Here is a 17,657-nt window from a genome sequence, read left to right on the forward strand (position 1 = left end):
AAAATCTTGAGTATGTTTCTCGCTGTCGATCACAGGATACGCCAGGAGATGCTAAAAAATAGTTTAGAATAGTTGAGGAGAGATGAGCAAATGAATACAAAAAATTTAGTTTTAATGGCCCTTCTAGTCGGTGTTGGTGCCGCATTGTACTTAATCATTCCAGGTTTCGGCGGCGGGATGAAACCTGACTTTATGTTAACGATGATGTTCATTGGAATTCTATTATTTCCTAAAGCATCACATGTATTTTTACTAGCACTGACAACTGGTGTGATATCTGGATTGTTTTCAACTTTTCCAGCAGGTTTTCTACCAAACATCGTGGATAAGTTTGTAACAGCATTTGTATTTTTCGCAGTAGTTGTTGCATTGAAGCATTTTACAAAGAAACTTCCCGTAGCAATTGCACTTGCCGGAATAGGTACACTTCTGTCAGGAATCATTTTCCTTTCTGTTGCCATTTTTGTACTAGGTGTGGATGTTCCGTTTGGAGGATTAGTGATCGGAGTCGTGTTACCGACTGTTGCACTGAATGCCATTGCATTCTTCTTTATTTTCCCGATTGTAACGAAATTGGTTAAACGATCGAAATTCGATACTGCTTTTTCAAATTAATCTATCTATGGTCTGCCTATAATGGCAGGCCTTTTTTTGTGCTTTTCAGCGCCTGCGCTTGGCTAACTGGGCGCTTTTTGCATTTCATGTTGTTTTGGCTTGTCCTACATGTTTTAATTAATTGAAATGAAGGAATAGTATACATATATATGAAGGGAGTGCGTCTATAATGAAAGCTTCTACTTTTTTTGTTGGTCTCGTTTCAGGTGTTGTGGCAGGATCAGCAGCGGTCTTATTCTCTACTCCTCAATCTGGTAGCGATTTACGTTCGAATGTCAAAACGGCATCTTCTGACTGGAAAGAGAAATTATCTGAAGTTAAATTTCAAATAAGCGATTTGAAACAATCGATAGCTGGTTTAACTAAAACTGCAAAGACTGATGTACCACAAACGATTAATGAATTAAAACAATCCGTACAACAATGGCAGTCCGAAACTGCCCCTATCCAGGAGAGTCTACAAAATGAAATTGCTTCAATCCAATTGGCTATGGAAGAACTTGAAAAATCAATTACTAAGCATCAAAAAGACCCTGCACCTGCCAATTCATAAGGTATAAAGTTGCCCTGCACACATATGCAGGGCTTTTTTATTGTTCGGACTCATTACATCAACTCAACTAAATGCTATTCAAATCATAATATTTCCAACATTCTAACTATGCAGATCTTTACTTTATTGCTATAATGATAGAAATTGATTTTTTCAGGAAGAAGGTGACGACATGTCTGAACAAATGTACACAATGAAAGAGGCTATGCTATACAGCCAGCGAATTGCCCAGCTGTCGAAAGCACTGTGGAAAGCAGTGGAAAAAGATTGGCAGCAATGGATAAAACCTTATGACTTGAATATTAATGAGCATCATATTTTATGGATTTCATATCATTTAAAAGGAGCTTCGATTTCAGATGTTGCAAAGTTTGGAGTTATGCATGTTTCAACTGCCTTCAACTTTTCAAAAAAATTGGAAGAACGAGGGTTATTGTCATTTTCTAAACGTGAAGACGACAAGCGAAATACGTATGTCGAACTAACTGAACAAGGTGAAGAGTTGTTAATGAATATGATCGAACATTACCATGATTCCCAGCACTCCGTAATTGAAGGATCCATGCCCCTAAAAGATTTATATGGGCGTTTTCCGGAATTCATGGAAGTCATGGCTGTCATTCGAAATATTTATGGCGATGATTTCATGGAAATCTTTGAACATTCATTTAAAAATATCGATCAATCATTTGATGAGAAGATTGGAAATATTAAACCGACCGTTTCAAGTAAAAGTCAGTAATAGCAGGGTTTGAAAACGCTATCGAATTTGTAACAATTGTAGGCTTGCTTTTTTTATCAAAACATCGTAATGTATGTATCTGCAAGCATATTTTTTTACAATAGGAGATGCATACAGTGCACTGCTGGAAAACCATTAATGTAAAAAAACAATACGGATTTGACCGTATTTTCATGTTATCGTCACTACTCGTCGTTGCTGTCTTTTCACTTTTTTATGTCATGCTCGAAATCCTACACGACGATCGCCTTTCGGATGATAGATTTGCTGTTTTTTTACTCAGCTTCATGTTGTTGTATCCGGTTCATAAAAGTCTTCATTTTCTACCATTGATTGGCTATCGCAACCGCATTCACTTCTCAGTAAAGACTCAATTCAATTTCATGCCGATATTATCACTTCGAATAAAAGAGCCTGTACCGAAAAAGCGTTTCTTATTCGCTTTACTAGCTCCATTCTTTATATTGAACAGCTTGCTTATCGCTGGAGCATTTATGTTCCCTGAATTTGGTCACTATTTTACGATGTTGCTAGCTTACCATTGTGGTCTCTGTTTGATTGATTTGTTATATATTAAAAATCTTGCCCGATCACCAAAAAAAGCGCTGATTGAAGAAACGGAAACAGGATATGAAATTCTTGTTCCTCCTGCTACAATTTAGTCGGATTGCTGTTCATTTTACCGTGATTTTGTTATGATTGTTAAGATTGGCAGAGGGGAGGAATAAACGTGATTATCGCAGTAGTTGTACTGTTCTCGATTGTGTATTTATTCCAGATTAATCGCATGACTTACGCATTATGTGCGCAACGAGAAATTCCTGAAGAAAAACAAAATAAGATTTTTCGTACCATAAATGTATTGGTAACGATTTTACTTATTTCCTTTTATGTAGAAATTTTATTAACCGCATAAAAAAGTCCATTCGCCTGGCTCCAGGCAAATGGACTTTTTCTTTTAAAAATAAAGCATACTTTTTGAAGAAACTCACAAGTTAAGAGAGTCTCTTTGTTCAGCATAAGCGTAAGTCTGAACCGCCGTTTCAACACTTATTATAAAATCTTGTTCACTTAAGTAGATGTAACGTCAGAGTCAGTCTTTATTCGCTTGTTCTGATTTCTAAATTAGCACAAGAATGCTGCACCTACGATGATCAAAAGAATAAATAATACTACGATTAACGCAAAGCTGGATTGTTGCGGATATCCACCACTCACTTCGCACACCCCCTTCCTCTTTGTTATCGTATGCTCTTGTGTTCAACAAGCGTAGGCAAATGTGGGAACCATTTTTGTTTTTTCGTCGTTTATGGTATAGTAACTACGGCATCAAGAAGATAGTTAGGAGAGATTACCCATGAAAAAAACTGTTTTAACACTGACTTTAGCAGCATCTGTATTGGCTTTATCAGCTTGTAATGGTGACTCAGCATCTGACGAAAAAGCAATTGTAACGTCCAAAGCTGGCGATATTACGAAAAATGAACTTTACGAAGAAATGAAAGAATCTGTTGGAAAACAAGCACTTCAAGTTTTAATTATCGAAAAGGTTTTAGCTTCAGAATATGAAGTGACGGACAAAGAAGTAAACGCTCAATTTGACAAAGAGAAAAAAGAAATGGGCGAAAGCTTTGATCAATATCTTGAACAGCAAGGTCAAACTGAAAAGAGCTATAAAAAATACCTTCGCTTAAACTTATTACAAGAAAAAGCGATGACTGAAGATGTTAAAGTTACTGATGAAGAAGTAAAAGCTCAATACGAGAACATGAAAACTGAAATTAATGCACGTCACGTATTAGTGGCTGACGAAGCAACTGCCAAAGAAGTTAAAGCGAAGCTAGATGGTGGCGCTGACTTTGCTGCAGTAGCAAAAGAATTTTCAACTGAACAAGCAGCACAGCAATCAGGTGGAGAACTTGGTTGGTTTACTCCAGACAAAATGGTAAAAGAATTTTCTGATGCAGCATTAGCATTGGAAGTAAACAAAATCAGTGAGCCCGTTAAATCTGAATTCGGTTATCACATTATTCAAGTAACGGACAAGCGTGAAGCGGATGTTGGTTCATTCGAAGATAAAAAAGCAGAAATTACGAAGACACTAAAAATGCAAAAAGCTGATCAAACAAAATTGCTTCCTAAAGTTTCTAAGTTAATGAAAGAAGCAGATATTAAAATTAAGGATGAGGACTTAAAAGGTGCAATTGATCAACTTTTAAATCCTGAACCAGCAGAACCTGCTGCTGAATAAAAATGCATGAAAGGTGCTTCCCATTTGAGGAAGCGCCTTTTTGTTATTTCTATTTGTACTCAGCTTAATTCTTGTTTTCTTGTCACTCTTCCTATTCAAACGTAGGCTTGTAGAATGATCGATTGTCGAGTGGGAATAAACGCTCGGAAAACTCTCCAGAGTTTGTTTTCTTTAATGCTCGATCCAGCATATTCATTTTTGCATCAATATTATCAATATAGTGAAGGATTTCCGCCTCGCGTAGCATTGGTTTTTTTGGACTGCCCCACTCTTCTTTTCCATGGTGTGACAAGACCATATGTTGAAGGAGCATTACTTCTTCCCCTTCAATTTTCAATTCTTCTGCCGCTTTTGAGATTTCATTAACCATAATGGTGATATGCCCTAATAAATTCCCTTCAATCGTATAAGAGGTTGCGATTGGACCAGATAATTCAGTCACTTTTCCAACATCATGCAAAATAATGCCAGCATATAGTAAATCTTTATTCAATGAAGGGTACAAATCACATAAGGATTTACCTAGCTTCAACATAGACACGACATGATCAATTAATCCCGAGACATAATCGTGATGATTTTTTGTAGCTGCTGGATAAGTCATGATTGCTGCTTGATGTTTTTTCAGCAAATGACGTGTTATACGTTGAATTTGAGGGTTCTTCATTTCGAAGAAGAACTGCATGAGCTCCTCAAATAATACTTCTTTTGCTTTTTCCGCAGATGGAACGAGGTCACTTAAAGAAATGCCTTCATCGTCTTTTACTGCACGTATGCTTTTAATTCGTAATTGATTTTTCCCGCGATAGTGCTGAATTTCTCCACCAACCCGAACAATTGCTTCCGCATGGTACAACGTTTCGTGCTCTTCATTTGTATCCCAGAGCTTTGCTTCAATATCCCCACTTCTGTCTTGAAGAATCAGGGTCATAAAAGGATTTCCGGTTGTTGTGAAAGCTTTCGTAGATTGCTTGATTAATAGATAGTGATCGACAGTTTCGCCAACCGCTAAGCTTGTAATGCCTTTACCTTTCATACCGACGACACTCTCCTTTCCTTATGCATCGATGCCACATCAATGATGTGTGCATGAGTCCAAATTGTTGTCATCTCTTCATGACATGTGAAATATAAAAATTGATGCTGTTTTTCTAAATCTGTCATTAATTGTACCATTTGTTTCACACGGAAACGATCGAAATGAACAAAAGGATCATCCATGACTAAAGGAAAAGGAACAGAATTAAGCAGTGACTCTGCCAATGCAAATCGCATCGCAATATATGCTTGTTCTTTAGTTGCCTGGCTCAATTCAACAATTTGATATCGCATGCCTTTTTCATGAACCACTTCGAAAGTTCCCGAATCGTTCACTTCTAAAGTTTCATATCGCCCATTTGTTAGGTGTTTGAAAAATTGCTGGGCCTTTTCTAGTACGGTAGGGAGTCGATTTTCTTTCAAGTTGCTTATTGTTTGCTTGATGGCTTCTGAAACAGCTTTGTTGACTGACCATTTATAGGCTAGTTCAGCAAGCTCAGTTTTCTTCTGTTCCAATTTTTGAAGTGTATCTCCATAATGCTCATCACTCAGCATGGAGGTGGTTTGCTGACGGAGCAAGGCTTTTTCCTCTAATAAATCATGTCGGGAACTAGAAAGCTTGTCCGCTTGTTCTATCATATGAGCCATATAGGCTTCTTGTTCCTGATCTTCTCCCAAAGATGTGGAGATTTCTCCGATTGATTGGAGTTGAGCTTGAATCGATTGAAGTTCCTGTAACAGGGATTGTTTCAAACGGAATGCAACATCCGCTTGATAAAAATCATGTTCGGAATCAACTTGCGCCTCGTTCCATAGCTTTTGTATTTCTTCTGAATGTGCATGAAGTAATTTCTCTTTTTCTGTGAGCTGGACTTTCCAATCTTTCATGTTCTCTTGATAAATTTCATGCTCTCTTCGTTTTCCTTTAACCGTGTTAAAGAGTTCTCGCAAACGATGATAGGCATGCTCTTTGGAAAGCGCTTCACCCGTTGCATCAGACATTTCTTCAAGTCTTGCCTTGATATTTTCTTCCAGCGATTGAACTTCAGTAGTCTTTTGTGAAATCATTTGCTGGTGTTCCTGAATATGGCGAATGCGTTTAAAGAGTTCCGGGAACAATCGTGGATGCAGTAACTCTGTAAATCCATGAAGTTTCAGGAAATCAGATAATGCCTCTTTCGTTTCTTTTTGTTTTTCTTCTTCCATATTTAGGCTATGTTCAATGTTCAATATCACACGTTGTTGATCTTGGTATTTTTGTTTAAGCTGATCCAAACGCTCGTTATACAATCTTACTTGATTAGCCAAATGCTCAGCTTTGGACAACTCCTCTTCCAATGTTACAATCTGCGAAGAATAATCGACTGCCTCCCTATCAGGTGACACATTCATTTTTTTCAGAAGGACAAAGATGAGTCCTGCTAACATCATGCCTCCGATCGCAAATATCCAATTCCCTGAAAAGATTGCTCCCATAATTCCCGCGATAAAGATTAGTGCCGTGATGATGTGGGGGATGTTTGTATCCATTTTTGCCGGTTGTTTCTCTAGTTTCTGACGGGCTTTCAACTCTGATACTTCTCTTATCAGTTTTTGCACATTCTCACTTTTATGCAGTTCTTTTTCAGTTGGAGCTGTCGCACGGAGTTGCTCTATTCTCCGTTCAGTCTCTTCTTTTTCGATTTTTATTCGATCACAGCTCTGTAGTTCAAAACGAATATTTTCTTCAGCTTGCTGTAAACGATGCATCACTTGTTGGAAGAATTCTTCATTTTGAAGTGACACATCCATTTCCAACACTTGAGCAAAATGGTATTTGTCCTTGATTCCAAGCATGCGTCCTTGTTGCTGTATATCCAGCTTAACTTGGTCAAGTTCGCTAACCAGCTGTTGCTTACGAAGCATCCAGTGGTGCCACTCAGATTCTTTAGCCAATAGTTCTTCCAAACTTCTTGTTTGCTCGACCGACCACAATTCATTGGCTTGCTGCTGCTGTAGCTGAATTGACTGTTGAAGTCGTTCCAATTGAATTCGCACTTCATGCATGCGGTCCTTAATTGTTTCATATCGACGAATACCATCTACTGGGAAAGCCGATTGCTGAATATCCGCCAGTTCTGACTGCAGATGGTTCAGTCTGTCCATTAAAGGTTTGGCTTGACGATGTTTGGCAAACTGTTCATTTTGATATTTGAGTTTCAACTCAGCACTGTTTAATGTTTCAAGCTCTCTATCTATTTCAGCAATACGTAAAATGGACGGTTCATATTGATCAAATTTCGTTCGTGCTTCTTTGAGCGACTGATCCAGTAAACGAATTTCTTCTATCTTTACATTCATTTCTGGATTTTTTCCAGATTTTTTAAATAAGCTATTCAACTCTTTAGTCGCCCGTTGTTCAAGTCTAGCTAAAGAGTCGACTCCCGTTGTTCCTGAAGACAGGAGTGTCCTGCTAAGTTCTTCTTCGGTCATCTTGTCAAAGTTTTGTAATTGATGAATAGAAAAGGAAAAAATCGATTCAAACGAGTTCCGGTCATAGCGGTAAAGAACTTTTTTTAATGATTCTTCTTGACCTCTCGAGCCATCTTCAAAATAAACCGTTACATCACCCGCGGATTTCCCTTTGACTCGTTCAATTACTACGTCTCCAAACTCACCATGTTTGATGTAAACTTGTCCCCCATATCTTCCCCCACCTTTTGGTTCATACCTCATTTGGGTTTGATTACGAAGTGGAAAGCCAAAAAGAATCGATAAAATGAATTGTTGAATGGTTGTTTTTCCCGCTTCATTCCATCCATAAAATACATTAATTCCATCTTTCAACTCGATTGTCACATCTTCATGCTGTCCGAAGCCATAAATCACTAGTTTTTGAATTTGCATGGAAAGTACTCACTCCTTTCCTATCAGATCTTTTTGGATAATTGAACGAGCCTCTAAGTGTATGGCCTCATAATCGTCATCCGTTAAATTTTCCATATAACGGCTTAGTCTAGGATGTTGATAAACATCACTGACAATTTCTTTCCATTGTTTTGCATCCCATGTGTCCATGATAGAAATGACATGTTCAGTCAGCCCACTCGATTCCATTTCAAGAGCTTCTGAAACATCCATTGTGATAGCGTGTATCCAAATATATGGATCCTTCAGTTCTTGCGTCTCTCGTACCATCGATAGCCATTCCTCCATTGGGGTGGCATCGAGCATCGAGAGCGTATCGGCATCCACATCAGTTAAATGGATTTCCACTACGCCGGCACCATTTTCATTACGGAAATTTTCTATAGCTGAATCAATGATTTCAAACCACTCATTTGCATGAACAACTTCAGTACACGAACAATTGATTTGATCATAGGTTATGGTTGAAGTCGGTATAAAAGTTAATTGTGTGTTCCCTTTTTCAAGTGTTACATCATAGAACCCTTTTGTACCTTTTTCGTTCCGATGACGACTTTGAATATTCCCTGGATAAACAATAGGGGGTTCGAGGTGAAGAATTTGACTTTTATGAATATGACCGAGCGCCCAGTAATCATAATTTTTGCTAATAAGTTGATCTTTAGTGAAGGGCGAGTAAACAGCATGTGTGGTATCTCCTGCCAAACTGCCGTGAAGCATACCTATATTAAATGAATCTGTTTGAACTGCATCTTCATATCTAGCAATCATAGAATCTTTTACATGTCGTTCTTTATAACTGAAACCACTTATGTATACATCTTGTTGACGGATTTGAAGTTTAACCTTCTCTACTTGCTCCGGAAATACATGGACATTTTCCGGAAGTTGAAAACGTGTCCATTTTCCTGCAAGGTGATCATGATTGCCGTAACAAATAAATACAGGAATTTGATGACGGTTCAGCATTTCCATTCCTTCCTGAAACTTATGCTGTGCACGTAGACTGCGATCTTCTCCATCATATATATCCCCGACAATTAAGACGAAATCCGGCTTTTCCTGAACGGCGGTTTGAATAAGTGTTTGAAAAGCTCTAAACGTGCTGTCACGAAGTGTCTTTAACTGATGATCCGGCATTGAGGTAACACCTTTAAACGGACTATCCAGATGCAGGTCAGCTGCGTGAAAAAAACGTATGGATGTCATAAGTTCCCTCCTTTTAAAAATAGAATATTTGTTCTTATTTTATCATTCACATGCAATAATTGCTACTCGTCTGAAGGGCAGTGGCAAGATTCATTGATTATAGAAAAATTATATAAATAGTAAAAGATCTGTTAATCTTGTTAGCTGATTTGCGTTCCAGGTGAACGCTTTCCGCGGGCGGTCCGTGAGTCTCGTTACACTGAGGGATCTCACCTAGACACGCTTATCCCGACGAAGTCGCCGCCTTCCACTACAATCGCCAAATAAAACAGTAATATAATGTGCTTCCTATTTAGTTTTATGGAGCTTACTACGACGACTAATTGTGGAGGAATAGGTTCAGCGCAGAATCCCTTGCAATCAAAATCAACATTCATAAAACAAAGAAAGCAGGACATGTTATTAACGGGTTCTTCTTCTGAGACGCAAAAACTTAAAACACATCACAAGAGAACTATCAATTCGCAATCAAATTGATAGTCCTTAGTTCCCTTTTTACTATATCTTAAATGGGAAGTTTTGGTATATTAAAAAGAAGAGGGTTTTTTTATCTATATAACGCATTAATTGAAGAAGATGCTTAGTGGATTGGAGTGTTTTTATGAAGAAGATTTTGTTAACTTCCTCTGGTTTTGACAATGAGCATATTTGTGGTGCTTTTATACAACTTATCCCTTCACCAATTGAGTTTTTAACGACGTGTATAATTACAACAGCTTCATCTAATTGGAAGGAGAGAAATAAAAATGCCATCTTCACTAAATTTTTTTTAGAAAAACTAGGTTTTAAAGAAGTACAATTTGTGGATGTGGAGTTTGAAGATGCTAATCTTTTAAGGAACTTTGATGTAATTTATCTTAGTGGAGGAAATCCCTTTTATTTGTTTCACTTCTTAAAGAAAAGTGGTGCAGATGAAGTTATAAAACAAATGAGTGAAGAAGGAAAAATTATCGTGGGTACAAGTGCAGGAGCACTAGTATTAGGTCCAAGTATAAAAATAATCGATTTACTACATAACGATTGGAATAATGTGAATTTGACTAATTTAGGAGGGTTAAAATTAGTGGATTTTTCTATTTGTGCTCATTATCAACTTTACCAAGACAAAGAATTTCATATAGATAATTTAGAACAAGAATGCGACTATACCATTCAACGATTAAATGATGGTGAAGGTATATTGGTCTTAGGTGATAAGTTTGTAAGAATATGATGATAACAAAAAACACTGAGATTATATACTCAGTGTTTTTTATATCTTATCGTTGACATGTTTTACCCACTTTTTCGAGTAATTCTATTTATTTTCTCCCTAAATCCATTGCCTTCTTAATATCTTTCAATGATTGTGAGGCGCCGTACATCAATACGCCCCCGCGATAAACACGAGATCCGAACCAGCCCATAATGAAAATGGTGACTAGTAATATCCCTATTCCTAATAATGGTTCCCAAATTGGCAAATCAAGCATCCCGACACGCAGGAACATGACTAGCGGTGTAAAGAATGGGAAGTACGAAGCGATTTGAACGTACGATGCTTCCGGATTCCCAAGTCCTGAAAAGGCGATGAATGAAGCGATTATAATTAAGAAAGTCATAGGTAACAATAGCTGTTGGACATCTTCAGTACGACTAACAAGTGAGCCGAGAAGAGCTGCAAGCGTTGCGTACAAAAAATAACCAAGCAGGAAGAATAAAACTGCAAAAATCATTGTGCTGATGCTAACATTCGAAAACCCGAAAAATGAGAACACGCCTGTGGTCAAGTCTGACGAGCTTGTTTTCAATGCAGTAAATCCAACAACCCCGAACAAGGCAATTTGCAACAATCCAAGCGTTCCTACACCAGCAATTTTTGCAAACATGTGTTTAACAGGTGACACACTCGAAATAATGATTTCCATTACCCTAGAAGATTTCTCTGTAGCGACTTCCGTTGCAATCATATTTGAATAATAGAATACGGCAAAATAAATAACAAAAATCAAAACATACACGAGACCACGTGCCTGACTCAATTCTTCTTCTGATTTAGAAGAGGCACTGACAGCATCCTGTTCGAACTGAATCGGTGAAAATAATTGACCGACTTCTTCTGCTGAAAGTTCCAAGGAATTTGCTTTAATATTCGTTTGAACACTTTGAAGTGCTTCACGAACTTTCATTGGTTGTTCAAAAGCATTGGCATTTTCGGATGTATAAGTTGCTTGTATAGTTTCTGTTTCATCTAACTCTAAAACTAAGAAACTGGCAATTTTTTCATCTGTAATCTGCTGTTCTAGTTCATCCACTGTTTTGCTAGTAGCTTTTAAAGTGATACCAGTTTCAGACGCATTTAATTGCTGCTGAAGTTGATCGAGTAGTTGAACATTTTCTTCAACTACATAAATTGTATCTTTCTCCGGTCCGAAGCCAAACACACCTGCGTCCTGAATTTTAGTTATTATCGTGGCAATATTAGCCATTAGGAAGATTCCAGCCACCACAATGAGTGTCGTGATGACAAAAGATTTCGTTTTAGCTTTTGTCCAGAATGATTGTTTAAAAATAGTCCAGAAATCACGCATGTTCTTTGCCCACCTTTTCAATGAAGATGTCCTGAAGGGATGGTTCTTCAATAGCAAAATAACGAATTTCACCTTTCGTCAATGCTGCACGCAATAGTTCATGAGCAGTACTTTCTTCCGAAATTTGAAATAGTCCTCCTTCAATTGAAGGCTTGAATGAATCGACACCTTCAATTCGACTTAGAAATGACAGATCGAAATCCGCTTTCAATCGTACATTTTGACGCCCAAACCCTCTCTTTACGTCACGTAAAGATCCTCGTACAATTGCTTCCCCATGATGCATGATGCACAGCTGTTCACACAATTCTTCCACATGATCCATACGGTGACTGGAAAAGACGATAGTAGCTCCTTCTTTTTGAATATCCATAATGGCTTTTTTCAACATTTCAACATTAACCGGATCGAGTCCGCTGAACGGTTCGTCTAAAATAATTAATGATGGTTTATGTATCACAGAAGCAATCACTTGTATTTTTTGTTGATTTCCTTTAGAAAGTTCTTCCACTTTTTTATTTGCATAATGAGGCACTTCAAAACGCTCAAGCCATTTATGGGCTGATATTTTTGCATCATTCTTTTTCAAGCCGCGTAGCTGACCCAAATAGACCAGTTGATCTTCTACTTTCATCTTCGGATACAACCCACGTTCTTCAGGTAAATATCCGATATGTGTACTATTTGCATAGCTGATTGGTTGGCCATTCCAAGTTATTGTCCCTTCCGTTGGATCCAGTAATCCAAGAATCATACGGAAAGTAGTCGTTTTGCCAGCTCCATTAGCACCTAAAAACCCATACATGCTACCCTCTTTTACAGTCATGGACAAATCTTTTACTGCTGAGAAATCACCAAACTTCTTTGTCACGTGCTCTATTTGTAAAGTCATATTCACACTCCTTGCTATTTTTGTTCACACCTATTCTACTCATACCGAGGACCATAAAATGAACAATTTACACAAAAAATTCGGATAATAAGAAATATCGTATTGATTATTCGCTAATAAAAATACTAAAATCACCAGATTCTTGCCAAGTTCAATTAAACTATTTTTTTGTTTTGAAAACTTGTATAATGAACCTACATTCATTTCAGAAAGGTTGGGTAATTATGAAACCTTACAAATTCACTGCGTTTGAAAAAACCGGAAAATTAATTATCGAAGAAACTTGGGAGTTCGCTTCTGATGAGGAAGCAAAAGCAAAAGGACAAGATTTAATCGATGAAAAAGACTTTACAGAAAAGACACATCGATTGGTTAACAATGCAGGAAAACTTATATTATTTCACGTCTGAAAAAGTCTGCTTGAAGCGAATCTCGCTCCAGGCAGACTTTTCTTTTATACACCTTTAAAGCTTGGTTTGCGTTTTTCAACAAATGCTTGAATCCCTTCCAAGTGATCTTTCGTACGGCGCATAGCTGATTGAGATGAACTTTCAAGTGCCAGCACTCGTTCCAATTCATGAACATGTTGGGTATGTAAAATTTGTTTGGATGCAATCATTGCTTTCAAAGGAGCAGACAAGAATTTTGCGGCTGAAATTTCCGCTTGTTCATATGCTCTGCCTTCAGCAGTTACTTCATCAATTAATCCCAGAGACAAAGCTTCGTGACCATTTAACACTTTTCCTGACCAAATCAGTTGCTTCGCTTTAGGAATACCGACTCTTTCTTTCAAGAAGAAATGTCCCGCCCCATCAGGAATTAAGCCTATTCCAATGAAGTTCATCGCAAGTTTACTGTTTTCTTCTGCAATGACAACGTCACACCCAAGAACTAAACTAAGCCCTAGCCCTGCAGCCGCTCCATGAACAGAAGCAATCGTTACCATTGGAAGCGTATAAAGCGCCTTCGCCAGACGAGAAACATCGCCCATTACTGAATCAATATCCATCGGACTATTTGGATCTAGCATGGCTTTAATATCACCACCTGCTGAAAAAGCCCTTCCTTCTCCTTTAATTAATAATACCTGCACCTCTTTCTCTTCGTGTAACCACTCTAGCGCCTCAGCAATTTCTCTCATCATTAAAGCATTCATAGCATTCATGCTTTGAGGACGATTTAACGTTAAAGTCGCCAAGCGCCCATTTTTTTCTACACTTACTGTTTCATATGTCAAAGTAGACACCTCTCTCCGAGTGAATAGTCATTCATATAAATACTAATTCGAGAAACAAAGTGAAAATCCTTTAATTGATCATTAAAATCTTCAGAAGTCAGATAGGTATTCATTAGTAACATCTATAACCTGTCTCATAGTGAGGATTCCAGTTAATTCTATATTTGCTGAGTAGACGAATATTCCAACGGTTTAATTTCAATACTAAAGAAGAGAGGATTTAGTCAGTCCATCATTCAGGAGGCAAAATGAAAAATGTAATATACTTATTCGGTCCTACAATAATGATATTCCTTGGAATCAATACTTTTGAGTCAATACCCATCACTTTTGTTTTATTTTATAGCTGGCTTTTTTTAATCCCACTGATTTCTTATTATAGAAATCCAGCACTCAAATCTTCATTTTATGAATCCATCAAAAAAGAAAGAACATTAACTTCTATTATGACTGGCCTGATTAGCGGATTATTGTGTGCCATAATCATCTTCAGCTCAATGTCATTGGCTATCGGAAACTTATTTGAAATTGAAGAAGTATCTAAAATTCTTGTAGCGTGGAGATTTAGTGGTTCGGTTGTGTGGGTTTACATATTTATATTAATTTTCATCAATCCATTTTTGGAAGAATGGTACTGGAGAGAATTTATGTACACGAGATATCTTGTTAAATTAGGAACGATAGGAAGTATCATCGTCACTTCATTTTTTTATACGCTCTATCATTTGTTGGTTCTGATTCCTCTCGTTGACATGCCTTTAAGTTTGATTGCAACGATTCCTGTCCTGGTTGCAGGTTTACTTTGGGGCAGCTTCAGAATGGTTTTTGCATCTATTTCCGCTTCGACAATTAGCCACATGCTCGCAGATATAGGTATCATTCTTTTTTATATTATGTATTTAATGAAATAAAAAATCCCAGCTCCCTATAAAGGGGAACTGGGCTATATTAGTAAGTTGAAAGCCGCCTTTGCCGTAAATAAAATAAGAAAGTTTTAGACCACCACTCCTCAAAGTGGGTGTTCGCGGAAACTATCCTGCCTGTCCTCATTGACCGAAGTGAATGTGGCATGTCATTCCAGTTTCTATAAAAACTCCCTACAACAGCTTAAAGGTTAAAACTTAATATTGTTACGAACAATGCAGCTTGTATTGGTATCTTAACACGAACAACTTTGAACTTTCAATGGGAATTTTGTCCTTACGAACCAACACTGTTTTAAATTAAATTATAGTTAATTCTTATTCCACATTGATTCAAATTTATCGCTCGCTTTGAAGATAATAACCCCAATGATATCAGCCGTCTCTTGTATCTTTTCAAGTATTTCATGCATCGACTTGTAAGCCTTTGCTCTTCGTCTTATGTTTCTTATGTCAAAGAGGTCGTCCAAACAATTTACATTGTTGACTGACATTCATCCATAATCAGTGTTTTCATTGCATGTGTGAGAAAACATTCATTTTAAATTGTATTTTTTATAAATCCTTTCTTTATAGAAGGAACATCAAACTGGATAGATAAATTAGATTTTTGAAAACACACGTTGGCGACGTATTCAGTGCATTGGTTTTTTGTATAATGCATTCATTTTTTCGGGCTAATTCATTTCATCTGTACAGAAATTTTTTAGGGTGGTTAAAAAAAGAAAATTGATGTCTTAAATAAAAGTATTTTATTAACCATTGAGACTGCACTGTACCAGGATTGTTAAGTGAATGATTATGGAAAAGCCTAATCATTTAGACTATGTTTTTTCTAGAGTAAATCAAATCAGTTGCTAATCCAAAAGAATGGTGCTATGATAAAGAAGAATTATTTTTGTCGGTGTAAAAGATTAGTATACGTTTCAAACTTATCGTCTTAATGATCACTTTGGGCAGGGATAGTATTACATTGTGTGAATTTCACACTAGGAGGCAACAAAAATGGAACAAGGTACAGTAAAATGGTTTAATGCAGAAAAAGGTTTTGGTTTTATCGAGCGTGAAAATGGGGACGATGTATTCGTACATTTCTCAGCTATCCAAAGTGAAGGCTTCAAATCTTTAGACGAAGGTCAAAAAGTTACTTTCGACGTTGAGCAAGGCGCTCGTGGAGCTCAAGCTTCAAACGTTCAAAAAGCATAATTTAACCTTTCAACAGACTCTACTTTTGTAGAGTCTGTTTTTTGTTTGTCCAAAATGAATCAGTCAGAGCAAAAAACCTCTGCTCACAATGTGGGCAGAGGTCGTTTTTCAAGTATAGTAACACAATTTCAAGGATTCTTAGATTATAGCATAACCTCTTTTGGATGCAATGCGTTTTTTTATACTATAAAAATAAGATTAATGCCGTATAACTGATAACTCCAAAAAGAAAAGCTGGTAAATTACTCTTTCGATTTTCAGGGAGTTCCTCTTTCATAACATTTAAAATAATTCCTCCTGCGATAAACGCCGCTAATATGGAAACGACTACTTCTCGAATATTCAAAAATGCACCAACGGCCCAACCAATTAGCACTGCAAATGAAAGAAGCCATCTACCATACCGGTCGTATACATCTTTATGGGAGGCTCTTAAACTCCAATCAATTGTGATCAAATGGACACCCATCACGATGAAGTAAATAATATGACCTATAATACCTTCATACTCTCCTCTAATCATCAAGTAGCCAATAATTGCATTGTAAATAAAAAACGAACCGATATGTATCTTAAAAATGGTCATCGAAGCTTCCGCATCTTCTGAACAATTATCGACGTTTTTAATTTTTCTTACTAGTATTTCCAATCCATAAAACACAATTAGACCTAGCATGGCCACCATATAAATATGATCTTCAAGTAAAATCAAAATTTTGTTATCTAAACTACTTTCCAACTTTTTTTGGTATTTGTTTAACTCTGGCAATAAAAAGACAAAAACATAAGAAACTGCGATACCGGATGATAGCGAAAGAAATCGGTGACGGTGAACCTCACTCAAAAAATAAAGTCTTTTCGAAAAAATATGGACGAATATTAAGCCTATTGTCAGTAAAAAAGTCATTAAAATCAACTTTATCTTTCCCTTCTATCTTCTATCTCTTTCATTTATACCCTCTTTCAAGAGAATTATTTTCGGAGACAAGATTTTTCCTACGTCACCACGATTTTTTCCTACGTCACCTCACTTTTTTCTTACGTCATCTCCTTTTTTTCCTACGTCAACCCTTACAATCAAAAAAACACCTGGAACATTATGTCCCAGGTATCCATTCAAATTCATTTACTCTCCAATAAATAAAACTGCCAAAAGCCGGTTTAAATGCCTTCATATAATGACTGAACAGGCTTCATTAGCACACGGTTAACTTCTTCAATCAACCCACTGAGTGCCATCTCTGCTTGAAGCATCTGTTCAATTTTAGGGTTTGACTGTGCAAGTTGTGCCGTTTTTTGAGCATATTCAAGCTCTTCACCTGAGATTTCTTCACCTTGCATTTGCTTTTGTTGCAACGTCATTTGCAAATCACGGAAGCTTTTAAACAGCGCTAATGCTTGTGCATCCGCTTTTACCTCTCCTACCGCTTTTTCTACTGCAGCATATTCTGTCGTTTTTCTGAATGTGTTTTCTAATCGATTGATATCATCATAAATGTTGACTGTCATGTGAT

19 protein-coding genes and 1 other RNA gene are annotated in these 17,657 nt (G+C 37.1%); 10 read left to right on the forward strand and 10 right to left on the reverse strand.

What is annotated here, in order from left to right; genetic code table 11:
* Positions 1 to 90: 90 nt before the first annotated feature.
* From ACQKEV_RS12625 to ACQKEV_RS12645, 5 genes are all read left to right on the forward strand, one after another.
* Complete coding sequence (locus ACQKEV_RS12625) at positions 91 to 615, forward strand: tryptophan transporter (protein ID WP_427446587.1); 525 nt, start codon at positions 91 to 93, stop codon at positions 613 to 615.
* Between the two features lie 169 nt (positions 616 to 784).
* A complete protein-coding gene (locus ACQKEV_RS12630; protein WP_427446589.1) occupies positions 785 to 1,168 on the forward strand; it encodes a YtxH domain-containing protein in 384 nt (127 codons plus the stop codon).
* Positions 1,169 to 1,340: 172 nt separating this feature from the next.
* On the forward strand, positions 1,341 to 1,910 hold the full coding sequence (locus ACQKEV_RS12635; protein ID WP_427446590.1) for an HTH-type transcriptional regulator Hpr: 570 nt from the start codon (positions 1,341 to 1,343) through the stop codon (positions 1,908 to 1,910).
* 116 nt (positions 1,911 to 2,026) lie between these two features.
* The gene (locus ACQKEV_RS12640; protein WP_269927509.1) at positions 2,027 to 2,572 is read left to right on the forward strand and encodes a DUF3267 domain-containing protein; all 546 of its coding nucleotides are present in this window, start codon (positions 2,027 to 2,029) and stop codon (positions 2,570 to 2,572) included.
* A 68-nt stretch (positions 2,573 to 2,640) separates the two neighbouring features.
* On the forward strand, positions 2,641 to 2,826 hold the full coding sequence (locus tag ACQKEV_RS12645; RefSeq protein WP_269927508.1) for a hypothetical protein: 186 nt from the start codon (positions 2,641 to 2,643) through the stop codon (positions 2,824 to 2,826).
* Positions 2,827 to 3,035: 209 nt separating this feature from the next.
* On the opposite strand, the gene ACQKEV_RS12650 is transcribed toward ACQKEV_RS12645, so the two are convergent.
* Positions 3,036 to 3,137 carry a YjcZ family sporulation protein gene (locus tag ACQKEV_RS12650; protein WP_269927507.1) on the reverse strand — a complete coding sequence of 34 codons (102 nt, stop codon included), beginning with the start codon at positions 3,135 to 3,137 and terminating at the stop codon, positions 3,036 to 3,038.
* Positions 3,138 to 3,267: 130 nt separating this feature from the next.
* Between ACQKEV_RS12650 and ACQKEV_RS12655 the strand changes: the two genes are divergently transcribed.
* A complete protein-coding gene (locus ACQKEV_RS12655; protein WP_427446592.1) occupies positions 3,268 to 4,161 on the forward strand; it encodes a peptidylprolyl isomerase in 894 nt (297 codons plus the stop codon).
* 91 nt (positions 4,162 to 4,252) lie between these two features.
* Here the strand turns inward: ACQKEV_RS12655 and yhaM are convergent, their stop codons facing one another.
* Genes yhaM through ACQKEV_RS12670 form a run of 3 tightly spaced genes read right to left on the reverse strand, consistent with a single transcriptional unit; the run spans position 4,253 to position 9,315 of the window.
* Complete coding sequence (yhaM, locus tag ACQKEV_RS12660) at positions 4,253 to 5,197, reverse strand: 3'-5' exoribonuclease YhaM (protein ID WP_427446593.1); 945 nt, start codon at positions 5,195 to 5,197, stop codon at positions 4,253 to 4,255.
* Complete coding sequence (locus tag ACQKEV_RS12665; RefSeq protein ID WP_427446594.1) at positions 5,194 to 8,085, reverse strand: AAA family ATPase; 2,892 nt, start codon at positions 8,083 to 8,085, stop codon at positions 5,194 to 5,196. Before ACQKEV_RS12665 ends, yhaM begins: the two co-directional genes overlap by 4 nt.
* 9 nt (positions 8,086 to 8,094) lie before the next feature.
* On the reverse strand, positions 8,095 to 9,315 hold the full coding sequence (locus tag ACQKEV_RS12670) for a metallophosphoesterase family protein (protein ID WP_427446595.1): 1,221 nt from the start codon (positions 9,313 to 9,315) through the stop codon (positions 8,095 to 8,097).
* Positions 9,316 to 9,916: 601 nt separating this feature from the next.
* Between ACQKEV_RS12670 and ACQKEV_RS12675 the strand changes: the two genes are divergently transcribed.
* Entirely contained in the window at positions 9,917 to 10,528 is a 612-nt protein-coding gene (locus ACQKEV_RS12675) for a Type 1 glutamine amidotransferase-like domain-containing protein (RefSeq protein WP_427446596.1), read from the forward strand.
* An 88-nt stretch (positions 10,529 to 10,616) separates the two neighbouring features.
* On the opposite strand, the gene ACQKEV_RS12680 is transcribed toward ACQKEV_RS12675, so the two are convergent.
* Together ACQKEV_RS12680 and ACQKEV_RS12685 are read right to left on the reverse strand one after the other, a co-directional pair.
* Positions 10,617 to 11,885 carry an ABC transporter permease gene (locus ACQKEV_RS12680; protein WP_427446597.1) on the reverse strand — a complete coding sequence of 423 codons (1,269 nt, stop codon included), beginning with the start codon at positions 11,883 to 11,885 and terminating at the stop codon, positions 10,617 to 10,619.
* Positions 11,878 to 12,777 (reverse strand): ABC transporter ATP-binding protein, encoded by a 900-nt coding sequence (locus tag ACQKEV_RS12685; RefSeq protein ID WP_427446598.1) that lies wholly within the window; start codon positions 12,775 to 12,777, stop codon positions 11,878 to 11,880. The genes ACQKEV_RS12680 and ACQKEV_RS12685 overlap by 8 nt, the downstream gene beginning before the upstream one ends.
* A 224-nt stretch (positions 12,778 to 13,001) precedes the next feature.
* Between ACQKEV_RS12685 and ACQKEV_RS12690 the strand changes: the two genes are divergently transcribed.
* Positions 13,002 to 13,187: a YhzD family protein gene (locus ACQKEV_RS12690; protein ID WP_427446599.1), complete on the forward strand. Its 186-nt coding sequence runs from the start codon at positions 13,002 to 13,004 to the stop codon at positions 13,185 to 13,187.
* A 44-nt stretch (positions 13,188 to 13,231) separates the two neighbouring features.
* Here ACQKEV_RS12690 and ACQKEV_RS12695 read toward each other — a convergent pair whose 3' ends face one another.
* Positions 13,232 to 14,014: an enoyl-CoA hydratase gene (locus ACQKEV_RS12695; protein WP_427446601.1), complete on the reverse strand. Its 783-nt coding sequence runs from the start codon at positions 14,012 to 14,014 to the stop codon at positions 13,232 to 13,234.
* A gap of 248 nt (positions 14,015 to 14,262) precedes the next feature.
* On the opposite strand from ACQKEV_RS12695, the gene ACQKEV_RS12700 reads away from it, so the two are divergent.
* A complete protein-coding gene (locus ACQKEV_RS12700; RefSeq protein WP_427446603.1) occupies positions 14,263 to 14,925 on the forward strand; it encodes a CPBP family intramembrane glutamic endopeptidase in 663 nt (220 codons plus the stop codon).
* A gap of 45 nt (positions 14,926 to 14,970) precedes the next feature.
* Here the strand turns inward: ACQKEV_RS12700 and ssrS are convergent.
* Positions 14,971 to 15,165, reverse strand: a non-coding RNA gene (gene ssrS / locus ACQKEV_RS12705) — 6S RNA.
* 777 nt (positions 15,166 to 15,942) lie between these two features.
* Between ssrS and cspC the strand changes: the two genes are divergently transcribed.
* Entirely contained in the window at positions 15,943 to 16,143 is a 201-nt protein-coding gene (cspC, locus tag ACQKEV_RS12710) for a cold shock protein CspC (RefSeq protein WP_016429181.1), read from the forward strand.
* 184 nt (positions 16,144 to 16,327) lie between these two features.
* On the opposite strand, the gene ACQKEV_RS12715 is transcribed toward cspC, so the two are convergent.
* Positions 16,328 to 16,987 carry a hypothetical protein gene (locus ACQKEV_RS12715; protein ID WP_427446605.1) on the reverse strand — a complete coding sequence of 220 codons (660 nt, stop codon included), beginning with the start codon at positions 16,985 to 16,987 and terminating at the stop codon, positions 16,328 to 16,330.
* 317 nt (positions 16,988 to 17,304) lie between these two features.
* Positions 17,305 to 17,652: a YlbF family regulator gene (locus ACQKEV_RS12720; RefSeq protein ID WP_427446606.1), complete on the reverse strand. Its 348-nt coding sequence runs from the start codon at positions 17,650 to 17,652 to the stop codon at positions 17,305 to 17,307.
* Between the last annotated feature and the right edge of the window lie 5 nt (positions 17,653 to 17,657).

Origin of the sequence: Paenisporosarcina sp. NPDC076907, assembly GCF_050269735.1 — a bacterium.
GTDB lineage: Bacteria > Bacillota > Bacilli > Bacillales_A > Planococcaceae > Paenisporosarcina.

What these genes read in the sequence shown, in the direction of transcription:
- ACQKEV_RS12635 (WP_427446590.1), top strand. Translation starts at nt 1,341, where the DNA reads ATGTCTGAACAAATGTACACAATGAAAGAGGCTATGCTATACAGCCAG.
- ACQKEV_RS12700 (WP_427446603.1), top strand. Translation starts at nt 14,263, where the DNA reads ATGAAAAATGTAATATACTTATTCGGTCCTACAATAATGATATTCCTT.
- cspC (WP_016429181.1), top strand. Translation starts at nt 15,943, where the DNA reads ATGGAACAAGGTACAGTAAAATGGTTTAATGCAGAAAAAGGTTTTGGT.
- ACQKEV_RS12680 (WP_427446597.1), bottom strand. Translation starts at nt 11,885, where the DNA reads ATGCGTGATTTCTGGACTATTTTTAAACAATCATTCTGGACAAAAGCT.
- ACQKEV_RS12630 (WP_427446589.1), top strand. Translation starts at nt 785, where the DNA reads ATGAAAGCTTCTACTTTTTTTGTTGGTCTCGTTTCAGGTGTTGTGGCA.
- yhaM (WP_427446593.1), bottom strand. Translation starts at nt 5,197, where the DNA reads ATGAAAGGTAAAGGCATTACAAGCTTAGCGGTTGGCGAAACTGTCGAT.
- ACQKEV_RS12625 (WP_427446587.1), top strand. Translation starts at nt 91, where the DNA reads ATGAATACAAAAAATTTAGTTTTAATGGCCCTTCTAGTCGGTGTTGGT.
- ACQKEV_RS12655 (WP_427446592.1), top strand. Translation starts at nt 3,268, where the DNA reads ATGAAAAAAACTGTTTTAACACTGACTTTAGCAGCATCTGTATTGGCT.
- ACQKEV_RS12720 (WP_427446606.1), bottom strand. Translation starts at nt 17,652, where the DNA reads ATGACAGTCAACATTTATGATGATATCAATCGATTAGAAAACACATTC.
- ACQKEV_RS12690 (WP_427446599.1), top strand. Translation starts at nt 13,002, where the DNA reads ATGAAACCTTACAAATTCACTGCGTTTGAAAAAACCGGAAAATTAATT.
- ACQKEV_RS12675 (WP_427446596.1), top strand. Translation starts at nt 9,917, where the DNA reads ATGAAGAAGATTTTGTTAACTTCCTCTGGTTTTGACAATGAGCATATT.
- ACQKEV_RS12665 (WP_427446594.1), bottom strand. Translation starts at nt 8,085, where the DNA reads ATGCAAATTCAAAAACTAGTGATTTATGGCTTCGGACAGCATGAAGAT.
- ACQKEV_RS12670 (WP_427446595.1), bottom strand. Translation starts at nt 9,315, where the DNA reads ATGACATCCATACGTTTTTTTCACGCAGCTGACCTGCATCTGGATAGT.
- ACQKEV_RS12685 (WP_427446598.1), bottom strand. Translation starts at nt 12,777, where the DNA reads ATGACTTTACAAATAGAGCACGTGACAAAGAAGTTTGGTGATTTCTCA.